General features: G+C 51.9%; 8 protein-coding genes. 5 read left to right on the top strand and 3 right to left on the bottom strand.

Annotation, left to right across the window (positions count from 1 at the left end; translation table 11 throughout):
• Nucleotides 1–546 (top strand): DUF3304 domain-containing protein (locus R6242_RS09000; protein ID WP_318426134.1); only part of this gene is annotated, 546 nt, incomplete at its 5' end.
• Nucleotides 546–2,687 carry a DUF2235 domain-containing protein gene (locus tag R6242_RS08995; protein ID WP_318426133.1) on the top strand — a complete coding sequence of 714 codons (2,142 nt, stop codon included), beginning with the start codon at nucleotides 546–548 and terminating at the stop codon, nucleotides 2,685–2,687. The genes R6242_RS09000 and R6242_RS08995, both read left to right, overlap by 1 nt.
• Nucleotides 2,688–2,821: 134 nt before the next feature.
• On the opposite strand, the gene R6242_RS08990 is transcribed toward R6242_RS08995, so the two are convergent.
• The 3 genes from R6242_RS08990 to R6242_RS08980 form a co-directional block, all read right to left on the bottom strand.
• Nucleotides 2,822–6,787, bottom strand: coding sequence for a Pls/PosA family non-ribosomal peptide synthetase (locus tag R6242_RS08990; protein WP_318426132.1), 3,966 nt, complete (start codon nucleotides 6,785–6,787; stop codon nucleotides 2,822–2,824).
• Nucleotides 6,788–7,189: 402 nt separating this feature from the next.
• Nucleotides 7,190–7,855 (bottom strand): DNA alkylation repair protein, encoded by a 666-nt coding sequence (locus tag R6242_RS08985; RefSeq protein WP_318426131.1) that lies wholly within the window; start codon nucleotides 7,853–7,855, stop codon nucleotides 7,190–7,192.
• A gap of 240 nt (nucleotides 7,856–8,095) precedes the next feature.
• Nucleotides 8,096–9,688 (bottom strand): cellulose binding domain-containing protein, encoded by a 1,593-nt coding sequence (locus R6242_RS08980; protein ID WP_318426130.1) that lies wholly within the window; start codon nucleotides 9,686–9,688, stop codon nucleotides 8,096–8,098.
• A 338-nt stretch (nucleotides 9,689–10,026) separates the two neighbouring features.
• On the opposite strand from R6242_RS08980, the gene recB reads away from it, so the two are divergent.
• From recB to recD, 3 genes are all read left to right on the top strand, one after another.
• Nucleotides 10,027–13,644 (top strand): exodeoxyribonuclease V subunit beta, encoded by a 3,618-nt coding sequence (gene recB, locus R6242_RS08975; protein ID WP_318426129.1) that lies wholly within the window; start codon nucleotides 10,027–10,029, stop codon nucleotides 13,642–13,644.
• A gap of 184 nt (nucleotides 13,645–13,828) precedes the next feature.
• On the top strand, nucleotides 13,829–14,461 hold the full coding sequence (locus R6242_RS08970) for a 3'-5' exonuclease (RefSeq protein ID WP_318426128.1): 633 nt from the start codon (nucleotides 13,829–13,831) through the stop codon (nucleotides 14,459–14,461).
• A gap of 54 nt (nucleotides 14,462–14,515) precedes the next feature.
• Entirely contained in the window at nucleotides 14,516–16,201 is a 1,686-nt protein-coding gene (gene recD / locus R6242_RS08965) for an exodeoxyribonuclease V subunit alpha (protein ID WP_318426127.1), read from the top strand.
• The last annotated feature ends 124 nt before the right edge of the window (nucleotides 16,202–16,325 follow it).

Raw genomic sequence — 16,325 nt, 5'->3', positions numbered from 1 at the left:
AGTAGCCCAAAGGAAGCGATTGCTGGGGGGATTGTTGTACCGCTGGCAGCAGGTGGGGCCAAAAGCTGCTGTGTGAACTTGCCTAAAGTCTGGCGGCCGGGAATTAAAATCAAGGTGGAATGGCAAGAGGCCGATAAGGAAATTCGCCCTGAAATTTACCGGCAAACGCTGGAATTACCCCGCTATCAAAAACCGGGCGATGTGTATCTGGTGTTTTACCCCGAGCATCAGCTGGAAGTGCTTGCCTCGCCCGTCGAGCCAGCGCACCCAGATTGGCCAGGCAAAATCAAAGCGCCACCGCTGGAAGCGTGTTTAAAGAAAAATACGAAGAAATTTTGTATGCAGTCGTTGCCTAAGTATGCCCCAAATTCTCAGCAACAAATTGCTGCTGAAATTCGCAGCAACTGCCAAAAGGAAAATATAAAGCCTGATGGAGACGCATCTGGATGGGATAAAAAAGGCTGCGAAGAAATGAAATTATTCTGTAAAAAAGAAATGAACGTTGATAAACGAATGTGTGAACTTGACTATAGGGGGGATGAATAATGACTGCTCGTTTTGCAGAGGCATGCCGTCCAGAGCCCCTTAAGTTAGATAAAAATGAAACTGTTATTTCTGCTCGAAGCGCAGACACCCCCTCCTGCCTCACCTGTGAAGAAGACATTTTTCTCGGCTTTTTTTTCGATGGCACCAATAACAATAAATATCGCGATACGCCCGAATACTGCCATAGCAATGTGGCCCGTCTCTACGAGGCTTATCCGGGCAAGGGCACGATGGCGCAGCTGGCCTTATCAGGTGGTGCAGCCAAGGCCGATGAGCCCTATTTAAAAGGGCCGGGAACCGATCCACTTTTATACCGTAAAACCTATATTCCCGGTGTGGGTACGCCGTTTAAAAAACTGGGGGATACTGGGGAAGATTTCGATAAAACAGGCGGGCTGGCAGCGGCCACGCATGCGGAAGTCAGGATGTGCTGGGCACTACTGCAAGTCACCAACCATATTGCTGCTGCTTTGCTTGGTGAAAACCTGACTGATCCCTTGGAAGACGACGGCAAGCTTGCGCAAAAGATGTTGGATCGTTGGTATGGGGCGCAAAAACCATTGCCCCCCACGATTAAAATACGGCCTTACCAGTCAAAACCAGAGCAGTGGTTTGAAGTACCTAATCCACAGGCAGATTTTAGCCGAGCAACGGTGCTGGCTAAACGCAGCCAAGCCTTGCATGAAAAAATCAAAATCAGGCTGGCGAATAAGCCTTCATTAAGGCGGGTCAGAATTTCAGTGTTTGGATTTTCTCGCGGGGCGGCAGAGGCCCGTGCGTTTTGCAACTGGCTGCTGAATGCCTATGGCGGCGGGGTAGGCGGTATCGCCCTGAGTATCGACTTTTTGGGCCTATTTGATACGGTTGCATCGGTAGGGATTGCTCGGGCCACTCCGGGGGCAGATGGTCATTATGCTTGGGCCACCGAGCAGAATTTACGCGTTTCTTCCGGCGTTAAACGCTGTGTGCATTTGGTTGCTGCGCATGAGGTGAGGGCTTCGTTTCCTTTGGATTCGGTGGGCAGTGGCAGCAATCTAAAAGAGGTGGTTTATCCCGGCGTGCATTCCGATATTGGCGGCGGTTATTTGCCGGACGATCAAGGGCGGGCCACGGGCAAGGGCAGTGCGGGAGATCAGAAAAAAATTTCGCAAATTACGCTAGCGCAAATGTACCGCGAGGCCCTGATGGCGGGCGTGCCGATGACTAATCCCAGCGACTGGAAGGGCTTTAGGGAGAGCAATTTTAAAATTGACGGCGGCACCATTAAAAAATTTAATGATTATGTACAAGCCACCAGCAAGCTTACCGCCCCAGCGAATAGCCCCGTTAGTAAAGCCAGTCTGGCCGCGATTGATCCAATGTGGCCGGTTGAGCGCCAGCCTTCTATGCCTTTGTTACCACTGATGCACCAGCACTATGGCTACTTCTTACAATGGCGGCGCTCCATCCTAGGGCATGCGCATGAACAGGCTAGCCTGAATGCATCTACGGCGATGTCTAAGGCTCAAGATATTGTCGATTTTAAAGTAACGGATCAGCAGCTCAAGCTAGAGCTGGATTTTGTGCAGGATCAGTCATCGTTTAAATACTTAAATTCAGATGATCCGATGATTGAGAAAATACTCACAGGAACAACCGCCGCTACAGGCATCTTTCCTGGCCCTACCGTATCCGCAGCCCTGAGTTTGCTGTCCCGTAATCTTGTTGCTGATGTAATGAAGGATAAGCAAAAAGAATGGGATAGCGGGATTAAAGCGGTATGGGCGGGCAGTAGCCCAGCGGCGTGCGTGCCTTTTTTTGAAACATTGATGCATGACTCCAGAGCTTGGTTTAAGCCTCTTGGAGGAGATGCAGCAGACGAGGCTAAAGTAGAAATAACAAAGCTTAAAAGCGAAAATCAGCGAATAAAGCAAACGAATGAATATTTACAGGCAAACCCCGATGCCCAACGGCGAGCGGGTGTTTCGGAAGCTGATACACAAAGTCTAGTCGGAAAAAATAATGCAAAAATAGCTGAGAACAATCAAATTATTGAAGAGTACAGAACAGGCCGCCGTGTTCGGCTGCTTTATGCAGGGCAAGAGCCTTATCGTATGTATGGTTATTTACGTTGGCGTCATGTCTTTTCTGCCGCAGGCTAAACTCAGCGGCGAGCATTGCAAGCGCCTCTTACCGCTTCAAAACAAGCTGTTTTTTCACCAATCCCCGCAATATTTAATAAAAAACTGGCACTGCTTTTAAACAGTGCCAGCTCAAAACCCCAAACAACACCCAATTAACTCCGGCAGGTGTGCCAAGGTACGGCGGGGCTGCCGGTCCAGGATTGGCCTTCGGGGATGGTTTCGCCTTTTACCACTAGGGTGAGCGGGCCGAGGCGGGCACCGTTGCCGACGATGGCGTCGTAAAGGATGGTGCTGCGGGTGCCTACGCTTACGCCGCTGCCAATTTCTACGTGGCCGATTTTCATGATGCGGTCTTCAAACAAATGGGTTTGCGGGCCAGACCATGCGTGCATCACCGTGTCGTTGCCGATGGTGACGCAATCGAATTCGGTGATGTCGGTGGTATCCATAAATACCCCACTGCCAATCTTACAACCCATGCAGCGAAACGCCATGGGTAGCCACGGGGTGCCGCGTAAGAAGTTAAAAAAGTTTGGCACGGCGATGGATTCGTAAAGGCTGGTTAGCGCTTCGCTACGCCATACAAAGGAAGTCCACATCGGGGCAGAATGCGGGCGGTAGCGCCCTATCATCAGCCACTTTAGCGCCAAAATAAATAAGAAAGAGCCCACGCCGTATAGCACCCCAGCGATCATCAGCGCCCAAAACACGCCATGAAAATCTTCCCGCTCGGCTAAGGGCATCACTTTTAATACGGTGAGATAGCCTACGGTAATGATCACCGCCAGCGGCATCACAGTGCGTAAGGCTTCTACCGCACCACGGGCTAGGCGGCGCGCCATGCTTGGGCGAAAGGTCAGGCTATCGGCAAAGCCGCTGACTTGCTCCCGCCGTGGTAATGACAAAGCTGGGCTACCTAGCCAAGTTTGGCCAGGCTGCATCCGCTCATTAGCTGGCGAGCGGCTTTGCACACCGATCAGCACATCGTCAGGAATAATGCTGCCATCCAGTACATAAGCCCCATTGCCCACAAAGCTGCGATTACCCACTACGGTGGGGCGTAGTGTCATCCAGCCGCGATCAATTTCTTCATCCCCTAACATCACCGCGTCGGCAATAAAGCTATCTTCCCCCAGTGTAAGTAGATCGGGCACTACGCCAATGGCGTTGGATATCTCGGTGCCACGGCCCACTTTTGCGCCCAGCAGGCGATACCACCAGCCTGCGTATACCGATGCATATAGGCCGTGCAGAATATTTAGGCTGGATTCCTGAATCTGATTAGTCAGCCAACGGCGGTAATACATGGGGCCAAACACCGGCCAGCTGCCAAGTGGATTACGCGGTAGCAGCAACCAGCGTACAGCGGCGGAGCCCAGCAGCGTCAGCACAATCAGCACCGCACTGGCGGGCATGGCTAGCATCAGATAAAACATAAACGCTTCGGGCAGCGCTACGCCTTGCTCGGTAAGATCAAACCAATGGGCATCCAGCCAATCAATCAGCAAAAAGCTGGGAAAAACCGGCACAAAAAACAGAATCGCCACAAGGGCTGATCCGCCCGCATAGGCCAAACCATGCAGCCCACGCAGGGCTGGATTACGCACTGGGCGGGTGGGCAAATCTGGGGCGCGCTCATTACTTTTGCGCGCTGGCGAGCCGCTCCACACTTCGCTGGCGGCAATTTTTTGCCCAACCGATAAGGCAGATAAGCCTTCTAGTCGGCCATAATCGGCCACACTGGTATCCGATTGCATGACGGTGTAAGAGCCAATATAGGCATCCTTGCCCACATGAATTGTCCCCACTTCCCAGGTATCGCCCACCACTCTGAAGTTTTCAAAATTAACCGATGCACCCACGCTTGCGCCGTCGTCAATACTGAGCAAATCAAACACGCGCACGGTAAGCGCCGATAGGGCCACGTTTTTACCGACCTTGGCCCCAAGCAGGCGCAAATACAGCGATTGCAAAGGCGAGCCGGTCAAAAAATACATGGGGGTGATATCGAGTAAGCGATCACTTAGCCACCAGCGGAAATAGGTAAAACCGTACAGCCGGTAGCGCCCTGCCGCCAGCCGCCCTAAAATCAGCCACTTGCCGCAAATTGCAATGGCAAAGCTAAATAACAAGCTGCCCAGATAAACCAAAATGGCCGTAGCCACAGCCATACCTAAGCTATCGCCCTCTTCACCGGTCATAAAGTGATAGGTAAAAAACGGCGCTAACCATAGCAACATGCGTAAGCCAATTAAAAACGGCAGCGTGGCCAGTTGGGCCGTGCCGCATAGCAGCCGCCTGATGAATGGCACACGCCGTATTGGCTCTGCTTGCGTGGTTTCTGGCTGGCTTAGCGCCAGCACATCTAGCCGCGTAGCAATCGTTTGTAAGGTGCGGCTTTGGTAAATCTCTTGCACCGTCATGCCGCCATAAGCTGGATTGCGCCGCAATATAGAGACTAAACGCGCGGCCAGTAAGGAGTGCCCGCCCAGCTCGCCAAAAAAATCATCCACTAAGCGCAAAGGTTGGCCAGGGAATAGCGTGGCTAGCGCGGCAAACAAGGCTTTTTCTGCATCGCTTACTGGCTCATCGCTTTCCAGATTTTTGCCGGTTGGCAAAATCAGCTCACGCGCTTTCAGGGTTTTTCTGTCGATTTTGCCGGAGGTTAGCCTTGGTAATTCGCTCATAAACTCAAAGCGGGCTGGGATCATATACGGGGGCAAGCTGCGTTTTAGCTCGCTTCTTAATAGGGCCGCATCCACGCCATCGGCCACCACAAACGCCACCAGCTGATCGATGCCCGCTAACTCGCGCAGCAACACCGCCGCCGTGCCAACACCGGCAATCTGGCAAAGCGATGCTTCAATTTCGCCCAGCTCTACCCGAAACCCGCGCACTTTCACTTGGTCATCGGTGCGGCCTAGGCACTGCACTTGGCCTTGCTCGTCGATACGCGCCAAATCACCCGTGCGATATAAACGCCGCTCATGCGGGAACTCTTCGAGATTTGAAAAGGGATTGTCAAAGAATTTTTCGGCAGTTAAATCAGGGCGGCCCAGATAGCCATCCGCCACGCCGGGGCCAATAATACATAGCTCGCCGGTTTCACCCTGCGGCAATAAACGCCCATCTTCACTGCGCACCAGCAGGCCGTAATTAGGCAGCGGCGTACCAATGGTGACGGGTTGGCCACGGCGTAATTGCGCCAAGCTGGCCGAGACCGTGCATTCAGTTGGGCCGTAAGTATTAAACACCTGCCGCTCTGGCGTGGCCCAGCGCTCCACCAAGGATTCTGGGCACATTTCGCCGCCCAGATTAATAATCCGTAAGCTAGGAACTTCCTGGCTAAACAACGCCAGTAAGGTGGGCACGGCGTGCAGCACGGTGACTTTTTCGGCATTTAATACCGCAGGCAAAGCATCTGGATCGCCCGTCAGTATTTTAGGCGCTAGCCACAGGGAAGCGCCCACCAAATAGCTAATCCAAATTTCCTCAAACGACATATCAAAGGCCACCGAAAAGCCCTGATAAACCTTGTCATCCTGGCGCACCCCTAGCACGCTGTTTTCGCTGCGCAAAAAGTGGCAAATACTGCCTTGGCTAATCGGCACGCCCTTAGGCTTGCCAGTCGAGCCAGAGGTGTAAATCACGTAAGCAGGATGGCTAGGCAGTAAGCCTTCACGCCGAAGTAAGGGGCCAGCCACGGGCGCGGATAATTGCGCGGGGCTTAATACCGCCACACCCGCAGCGCTTAAATCGCCCTCGCCAATCAGCGCCACCGCCGCCGCGTCTTCAAAGCAAACCTGCATCCGTTCTACCGGCGTATCCGCCTCAAACGGTAGCCAAGCCGCACCCGCCTTAGCAATCGCCGCCTGCATGATCAGCAGCTCAGCACCACGCGGCAGGCAAAGGCCCACCATTTGCCCCACTTTTACCCCAAACGCAATTAAATGGTGCGTGGCTAAATCAGCACGCTGGTTAAGCTGGCTGTAGCTCAACACCTCGTCTTGCCAATAAATAGCAGGGTGATCTGGAATGCGCTGAGCCGTGTTTTCTAACAGATCAGCAAGCGTTTCTGTGCGTAATAGCTCAGGAAGAAAAGGACCACGAAGAATCATAAGGAAGGCTGAAGGACATCGAAAGAGACTTTGATTCTAACCAAGAATTGGTGAAAGGATATTTATATCTTTTGAATTCAAATGGTAGATTAAAAGTAGCTGGAAAACTGATGCTGGCTGTAGGAAAAACCAAGTACGTTTTAAGCCCAAGCGAGTAACTTCAGCAAAATATGCGATGCATTATCTCTGAGGTTCAAGGTTTAGCGCTATTTTCTACACTTTAAGTGTTTTATGTAACTTTAATGAGTGCATATGGGGTGAAACCCGCGTGTTTATTCGGCATTGCTCGCGGGTTTCACCCTCCCTACACATTCCAAAACCACGCCAAGCACTCAAGAAATCTATCTACACAGAGCCCATTGAGCAAGAAACATAATCAGGAAAGTTGATGCCAATAAGCCCTTACAAATGCTTGCCCGCCTCTCTGCGGCTTAATGGCGATAATGTATCGCCCATTTCTGCCAGCAACGCCCGAATACAAGTTGAATCATGCCAAGCGTATTCCCTTAGCGCCCAGCCTATCGCTTTACGAATAAAGAACTCAGACTCGGGTGCCAGCTGCTTGGCGTAAGCTTTAAGGCGGGCAACATCGGTTTCACCCTTCCAAGCTAATTGGTGCAGCATGGCGATGCGCCTAATCCAAAAGTCATCATGTAGCAGCGCGGCATCCATTTGGCTTTGCTGGGCTTTGTCGGCTTTCACAATCGCCCCAACCACTTTCACCAAACCATCCACCGTATCCCACCAAGATTTCTGCAAGGCTAAGTGGAGTAAGGCAGGGATATCTTCACCGCTTAAGATTTTGACGTGCCTTGCTAGTAAATCCACGGCGATATATTGGTATTCGCGCTGCGGCAAATCCCACAGGCCTTGCGCTTCAGCAATTAAAGATTTGGCACTGACTGGCTTTAATTCTTTAATTAAAGGCATCGTTGCGGCCCGCCGCGCGGGAGCGGCCACGCCTAAAAATTCAAACTGATCACGCTGATAGGCGCGCATGGCGATGGCTGCAGCATCATTGGCAAGCGGCTGCATGGCGCTGCGGATATGCTCTTGAAAAGAAGTCATAAGGCCTCTTGAACAGCTTAAGGGTTAAGACTGGCTACGCGTTTCATCTCAATTTAATCAAACGGAGATGATGCACCAAGATCAAAAAAAACGCAGCCCACTCAACTGGGTTACATGATAAAGCCTAAGCCCTCATTCCCTTAAGTTGATAAGACTGGCGTAGGAGCGGCTACCGCCGCCCCTTACAAAACACGCCAATGTAAATAGGCTTGGGTTTCCCCTGTTAATCAGAGCGGTTCATTAGTCTTTATGATCCGCAGCAATAAAGGCAAGCTCTTCGGGAGTGAATTCGGCACGAATATTAAGAGAAGAATGGCGGCTAAGTACGTCGACAAACAAATCAAATTTAGCACGATTACTCTGAGGCGCTTGGGCCGCAGGCAGGGCTTGAATTTCGCGGAAAGTCTTTTTATACGCGTCCCAATTGCCAAGCTTAAAGCGGATACGGATCAGGCGAGCGGTGATAGTGTCGCCATTGATATCGCATACGCGGTCTTGGTTAAGATCATCACATTTATTGTAGTAAAACTCGCGCAAGCCAGCACCACGGTAGCCTTGATCATTAGGATAAACCACCGCGCCCAGCGTTTCGACCACATAATACATCTTAAAATTAGCCAGTAATTCTGCCCCAGATCCTCCCCAAACCCAGCGATAATCCAGATCAAAGTTATGCCCCATTTCATGCATAATGCCAAAGTTCCAGTCATTATTGACATTGGCCCGCGCTAGGCTCTCGGGAACATATTGCTCCATCCATAGAATAGGATTCCCCGCTACCGCCCAGCCACCTGGGTATTGTGTAACGCCTAATATTTTCATTCGCTCGCCTTTAAAGGGCGCACTGCCAACCAGCTCTTGGTAAGCCTCGTAAGCGGAATCAAGCCGCGTCATCCACGCGCCCCACTGGCTGTCATTAATAGCCGTAAAATCACTTTTAAGTAATTGAAAGCTCAGATGCTTAAGGCTGTTACGTGTTTCATGCAGCTTTTCAATTTTAAAATCATCAAAAATAGCCTTGCCCGATGCTTCACTACTCCACTGCCCTAGCTTGACCGCCAAGTCATGAGTAGGTGCATTGGCGACAAAAGTGTATTCCAGCTTACGCCAATCACTCGTGCCAGTTGAGCCTTCGCTACTAGTGCCCCCCTCTCCGTAAGCCCATTTTTTCCATGAAGTAAGAATAACTCCCGTATCCGCCCCTTGTTTGGGCTGCACATTCTCCATTTTTACCCATGCCGAGGCGACATAAGCTTGCCCTAGTGTCAATCCACTCGCTGTTTGGTATACGGCAGTCACATTCCGCATGCCAGCGTGATCAATCACCAGCCCCTTACTATTATTGCGGCCTACCCCTTCTTCAACACGGATTTGCCCTGGAATAACCTGCCCTTGCTCGATAGACCAGCTACTTAAACTTTTCTCAAAATCTGTGTTTTCGAATTTGGCTATAGATAAGCCATTAAGATCAAAATTGTTTGGTGCAGTAGCGCTAGGCACTCCACCCACACCAAAACTAACACTGGCACCTGGTGCTATGCTCGCATTCCAGCCGCTATCGCTCATGGTGTACAAACCCGCCGCTACATCACGAGAAATAAGCCTGGCTTCCCAGATGCTGGTGATATTGCTCTGCCAATTAAAACGGAGTACCCAGTTTTTAATGGCTGTGTTGCCCGTATTTTTAACCGTAAATTGGCCATTAAAACCACTCCCCCAATTGCTGGTTTCTTTGTAACTGACTTCAAATGGGCTGCTTGCCATCACCGCCTCATTACCAAGCGATGGCTGGGCAATGACTGGTGTACTCAGTGCGATTGCTGATATAAGCAATAATTTTCTTATCATTTTTTTACAAATCCACATGTGCAAAATTACACACAAACATTGTAACTTACTGAAAATACTTTCAACATAAGAAATTTTATATAAAATTAATTATTTTTTAACTTACACAATAAATTATTATACTTGCCACCACGGCACTACGAACAATGCCTAGAGCCTATTGACGGTTGCTTCACGGCTACGCTAGGGCAACACGCTGTAGCTATTTCATTAGCAAAAAGCAGTATTTTTCCGTGCAGCATTGTCAGCTAACGCTAAGACGCGCCCGCCCAAGCCCTTTATAATCCCCTCACCGCTCATCCTCCGCCCCATCAGGAATCATCATGCATCTTCGCCCCTTAAACCTATTTGATATGCCATTAGCAGGCCCGCATATGATTGAGGCCAGCGCGGGGACGGGGAAGACTTGGACGATTACCGGTTTATATACTCGGCTGGTGATTGAGCACGGCTTACGCGTGCCAGAGATTTTGGTAGTCACCTTTACCGAAGCCGCCACCGCCGAGCTGCGCGATCGGATTCGTGGTCGGCTAGCCGAGGTATTGGAATCATTTGAGGGCAATGAGGCACTCGATCCTTTTTGCCAAACGCTGCTCGATCAGCACCGTGAGCGCCGCCCAGAAATCATCCGCCGCCTACAACGCGCCATTGCTAGCCTAGACGAGGCGGCCATTCATACCATCCACGCTTTTTGCCAGCGGGTATTGGTGCAATCGGCGTTTGAAAGCGGTGCCGATTTTGGCATGGAGATTCTGAGCGATATTGGCCCCGTACTGGATGAAATCGCCGCCGATTTTTGGCGCGAGCAGGTTTACCCAGCCGATAGCGCTTACACCGAATACCTATTAAAAAGTAAGGCCAGCCCAGAGGAATGGCTGCGGGTGGTGTATGGCCATCTAGGCCAACCCTTACTGCACACCGTGGCACTGCCTCCATTGCCAGACAGCCGAGAGCTGGCTAGCGCCCTTGCCCCCGCTCTTAGCAACTATCAACGGCTTTGGCTAGAAAACGCCGCCTCCATCCGCGCCATGCTGCTCGAGATGTCAGCTAAAAAAGAGCTCAAGCAAACCAGCTATAAGCCAGAGCAGCTAGAAAAAGTCTTTTTGCTGATTGATGACCATATCGCCAGCAATGGCGGTTGGCAGGATATCGACAGCAAGGAGTTAGCCAAATTAAGCAGCAGTAAACTAGCCAGCGGCACAGCAAAAACTGGCACAGCGCCCAGCCATGCGTTTTTTGATGCGGTAGAAGCGCTAGCGGGCTTAATCAACGATTTAAGCGGCATTTGTCAGCTTAAAGAAAAACACGCCCTGGCCGAGCTGCGCCGCCGCTGCGATAGCGAGCTACCAGAGCGCCTAGCCCGCCGCCAGCAGCTCTCCTTTAACGATCTGTTGCTACGCGTTTGGCAAGGTTTGCAAGAGGGCGATCGCTTGGCGCTTGCCATCCGCCGCCGTTATAAAGCCGCGCTGATTGATGAGTTTCAAGACACCGATGGTATTCAGTACGATATTTTTTCCCGCGTGTTTAGCGATGGCAGCACCCCGCTGTTTTTAGTGGGCGATCCTAAGCAGGCGATTTACAGCTTTCGCGGCGCGGATATTCACGCCTATCACCAAGCCGAAAAACTGGTTGAGGCCAAAGAAAGCCTAGACACCAACCAGCGCTCGGTGCCCCATTTAGTCACCGCAGTGAATAGCTTATTTTTAAGGCCGAAGGAAGCCTTTGTTGACCCACACGTCAGCTTTACAGCGGTAAAGGCCGCAGATAAACCACGGCCAGAATTACATATCGCCGGAGAGGATGGCGTCAGCGCGCCATTTTGTTTTCAGTTTTTGCCCGAGCCAGAGCAAGTCTCAGAAAAAGGCCTGCAAATTAGTTGGGGCAAAGAGGCCGCTAACCACCTAGCCGCCCAAATCACAGCGGCAGAGATTGAAAAGCTACTGAGCGGCGTGGCCACCATGCGCGGCACAGGCGTAGAAAAAGCCCTCTCTGGCGGCGATATTGCGGTGCTGGTGCCGGATCGTTTCCGAGCCAAAACCATGCAAGATGCGCTCAGTAGCCGATGTATCGCCAGCGTGCTGCGGGTAAGGGATAGCGTTTGGGAATCGCAAGAGGCGCGGGATTTATACGGCGTGCTGGCCGCCATTGCCGAGCCTGCTAACCAAGGCTTGCTGCGGGCTGCGCTGATTTCTACCCTGCTTGGCTCAAGTGCAGCCGACCTGCTACGGCTAGAAATCAGCGGCTGGGATCATATATCGGATGCCTTTGCCCATTGGAAAAAACTCTGGCAAAGCCAAGGTTTTATCCCCATGTTTAGAGAGTGGCTGGAATACCAGGGCCAAGATGGGCGCAATGTGGCGCAGCGGCTGTTATCCCTAAGCGAGGGCGAACGGCGGCTGACTAATTTATTGCAATTAGCTGAGCTATTACAAGCGCACAAAGCCACGGGCCTTGAGCAACATTTAGCTTGGTTTAGCCGCCAAAGCCGCAACGCAGGCGATGAAGCCTTGCTCAGGCTAGAAAGTGACGAAGACCGCGTGCGTATTGTTACCTTACACGCCAGCAAGGGGCTGGAATATCCCATCGTGTTTTGCCCCTTTTTATGGGATGGCCGCCTGCTGGGCCGCCAAAGTAGCTCGGTGCGTTTTCATGCCGATAAGCAAGCGTGGTTAGATTTAGGCAGCGAAGATTTTGATAGCCACAAAGAGCACGCCAAGCGCGAAGCCTTTGAAGAAAAACTACGCCTGCTGTACGTGGGCCTAACCCGCGCGCGGAACCGCTGCTATGTGGTGTGGGGCAATGTGGGTTTAAGAACCAGCAGCGGAGCCGCCGCCACGGATGGCCTCTATCAATCAGCGCTAGCATGGTTGCTGCACCCTATTCAAGCTGAAACGGATGATCCTTTGGAGGCACAAAAGGAACAACTCAAAGCCTACGATCACCAAAGCCTGCTTAGCGATATCAGCCAGCTCTGCGCAGATCAGCCCAAAGTGTTTGCCATACAAGCCGCGCCCCAAGGCCGCTTTGGGCTAAAAGCGGCGGCAAGCGAGCCTCTGCTATTTAAGCCTTATCACGGTAAAACGCTTTACCCCACTTGGCGAGTCGCCAGCTTTTCTGGCTTAACGTCTAATCAACGCCACCACGCTACGGAAGGCCCAGATCACGATAGCCAAAGCAGTGCGCCAGAGATCAGCACAGAGCGCTCCATCTTTAGCTTTCCAGAGCGAGAAGCCGCCGCCACCGTGGCCGGAACTTGCCTGCACGCCATTTTAGAAGAGTGGGATTGGCAAGATATCGATGCATTAAACCTAGAGGTCGCCAAACAATTAGAGCGGCATGGCATACCGCCACACTGGCTAGAAGTGGTCAGCCAAATGGTGCAAAACACCGTGGCAACGGCATTGGACGGCAAGGCGCTACGGCTATGTGACATCCCCAAATCGGCACGCGTGGCCGAAATGGAATTCACTTACGCCGTAGGCCACTGTAAAAGCGCCAGCCTAATCGCAGCGCTGCAGCACCCCAGCCTGCCTAGCGCATTTAAACAGGCCGCAGAGCAGCTAGATTTCTTTCATATCAACGGCTTTTTAAGAGGCTTTATTGATCTGGTATTTGAATACCAAGGCGCTTATTACGTTTTGGATTACAAAAGCAATTGGCTAGGCAATAGCGTGGCCGATTACGCCCCCGCACAACTCATCCCCGCCATGGCGCAGCACCACTACTATCTGCAATACCTTATCTACAGCGCCGCCGTACGCCGCTTTTTACGCCAGCGTTTGCCTAGCTTTACGGATGAGCAATTCGGCGGCGTGTACTACCTATTTATGCGTGGCATGGGGGAGCAAAACGGCCAAAGCGGCGTCTACTTCAAGCGCCCAAGTATGGAATTATTGGATCAGATAGAAGCGGCGTTGATGGGGGATATTGTAAAAACCTAAAGTCTGTAGTGTAGGGTGGGCACCTGTGCCCACGCGTAACATTGCGGCTTATTGCGGCGCATAGCTTGGCAATATCACCCAAAACGCGTGGGCACAAACTCGTGCCCACCCTACATGACGGATTAAACATCGCCGCGTGGGCACGGGTGCCCACCCACGTTATAAATATTTATTCAAAGGATTTATGAGTTCATTTAACCGCCCCATCGTGATGCTAGATTTTGAAAGCACCGGCATTAGCAGCAGCTATGACCGTATTACCGAAGTAGCTGCGCTGCGGATTGTGGACGGGCAGATTACGGATCGCTTTGTATCCTTAGTCAATTGCGGCGTGCGTATTCCCGCTTTTATTACTCAGCTCACCGGCATCAGCCAAGCCATGGTCAACAAGGCTCCACCAGCCAGCGAGGTGGTTCCAGCGTTGATCGAATTTATTGGCGATAACGCCCTTTCGGCGCATAACGCCAGCTTTGATGCCAAGTTTTTATTAGCCGAAAGCCAGCGGGTTCATCTGATCCCACGCCATCAAGGGCTGTTTTGCACGCTTAAATTATCCCGGCGGCTGTTTCCCGGCATGAGCAATTACAAGCTCGCCACCATCGCCCAAAGCCTAGGTATCCGCTTTCAAGGCACCGCCCACAGGGCCGAAGCCGATGCAGAAGTCTCAGCGCATTTGCTGATCCATATCGCCAAACACTTGGCTAAAACCTGCCAGCAAGCCCACATCAACCTATCCCTACTCACCCACATCGAAAAACTAGCCGCCGCCAAAGTGCCTGATTTTTTGAGTAAGCAGACCAATAAACCCAAATATTGAACCACAGATTTTAAGATTTAGGTTTTGCTACGCACCACCACTCTGGACTCCACCATGCCTGACTTTGCCTTTGAATTAAGCCGTAGTTTTGAACGCCTTTGCGGGCCGCAATCGGATGAGTTTAAAACCACGCTGGCTAAGCTATGTGCGGCCTTGGCGGCTGGGCATAGTTGTATTAGGACCGCACCATTAAGTAGCCCACTGATAGGCAGGCCTGGCGAGTTTAAGCCTTTAACTCAGGATAAAGACCGGCTCTACCTTACCCGTTATTGGTGGTATGAAAGCTCGGTGGCGCAAAAATTAAGCCAGTTGGCCAAGGCAAAGTGCGCGGTCGATTTGCAGCAACTCGCCCCCTTGCTCGATCACCTATTCCCCCCAGCTGCCATCCGCCCAGATATGCAAAAAGCCGCCGCAGCCGCAGCAGTGATGCAAAAGCTAACGGTAATTTCTGGCGGGCCAGGCACGGGTAAAACCACCACCGTGCTGCGGATTTTGGCGGCTTTACAAATCGTGGCGAATAACAGTTTAAATATCAAAATGGCCGCCCCCACCGGTAAGGCCGCCGCCAGAATGAGTGAATCGGTAAGGGAAAGAAAATGTGATCTAGCTGTTGATGAAGCAACACTGACGGTAATCCCCGAAACAGCATCCACCCTGCACCGCTTACTGGGGCCACGGCCCGATGGTAGTTTTAAGCACGGCAAAGATAATCCGCTGGCGCTGGATGTGCTGGTGGTAGATGAAGCATCGATGATTGATCTGGCGCTGATGGCGCAGCTACTGGATGCGCTGCCCGTAGATGCTCGGCTTATTTTATTAGGCGATAAAGATCAGCTCGATGCGGTAGATGCGGGGGCGGTATTTGCCGAATTATGCAGCTTAAAAGCGCCTAACCCCGCGTTTATAGCTGCCTTAAAAACCGCCAGTGGCGTAGAGATTTTACCCAGCAAAGGCGCAAGTAGCTGTGTGGGCAATGCCATTATGACCTTACAACACAGCCACCGTTTTGCCGCAGGTGGCGGCATTGGCAAGCTAGCCAGTTTAGTCAATGCCGGGGATGCCAAAGGCGCATTAGCCCTGCTGCAACCCAACGATTTATTCGCCGAAGCCGAGCCTGAATTAGGCTGGCAAGCCAACAGCAAAAACCTATTAGCACGCTGTGATAGCGGCTACCAAGCCTATTGGCAAGCCGTGCAGCAAAGCGATGTGGTAACCGCGTTTACCGCCTTTGATACCTTCCGCATCCTTACCGCCTTACGCGAAGGCCCTGCTGGGGTGCTGGGCATTAATCAGCAGCTAGAAGATCACTGGCGGGCCAAAAATCTGATTTCAGCCGATGTGTGGTACGCAGGCCGCCCCATCCTCATCACCCAAAATGATTATGGCGTACAGCTCTATAACGGCGACATTGGCCTGACCTTTATCATCGAGGGCGCACCCCGCGTGGCCTTTAAAGGGGAAGGCAACACCCTGCGCTGGTTCAGCCCCGCCCGCCTCCCCAGCCACGAAACTGCACTGGCCCTTACCGTGCATAAAAGCCAAGGCTCAGAATTTGACACCGTTATTCTATTATTGCCCAACCAAGCCCACGAGCTACTCAGCCGCAGCCTCATCTACACCGGCCTCACCCGCGCCAAGCAAAGAGTAGAAATTTGGGGGAGCAACGAAGTGCTGAGCAAAGCCATTAGCAAACAAGCTACTCGGCAAAGCGGGTTGGCAGCGGCATTGAAGGCGGCTTAGGGTTTTGTAGATACCGTCTTGCCGGTCAAGCATTTTGATACTCAGCTTGATATTTTTTTTGTGTTTTCAGGACGCCGAAGCACAGGTGAACCAATTTGCGCATGCAAGCACCAAGCGCCGACAT

Origin of the sequence: Iodobacter sp. CM08 (assembly GCF_033446605.1) — a bacterium.
Lineage (GTDB): Bacteria > Pseudomonadota > Gammaproteobacteria > Burkholderiales > Chitinibacteraceae > Iodobacter.
This window is presented reverse-complemented; position numbering and strand designations above follow the sequence as displayed.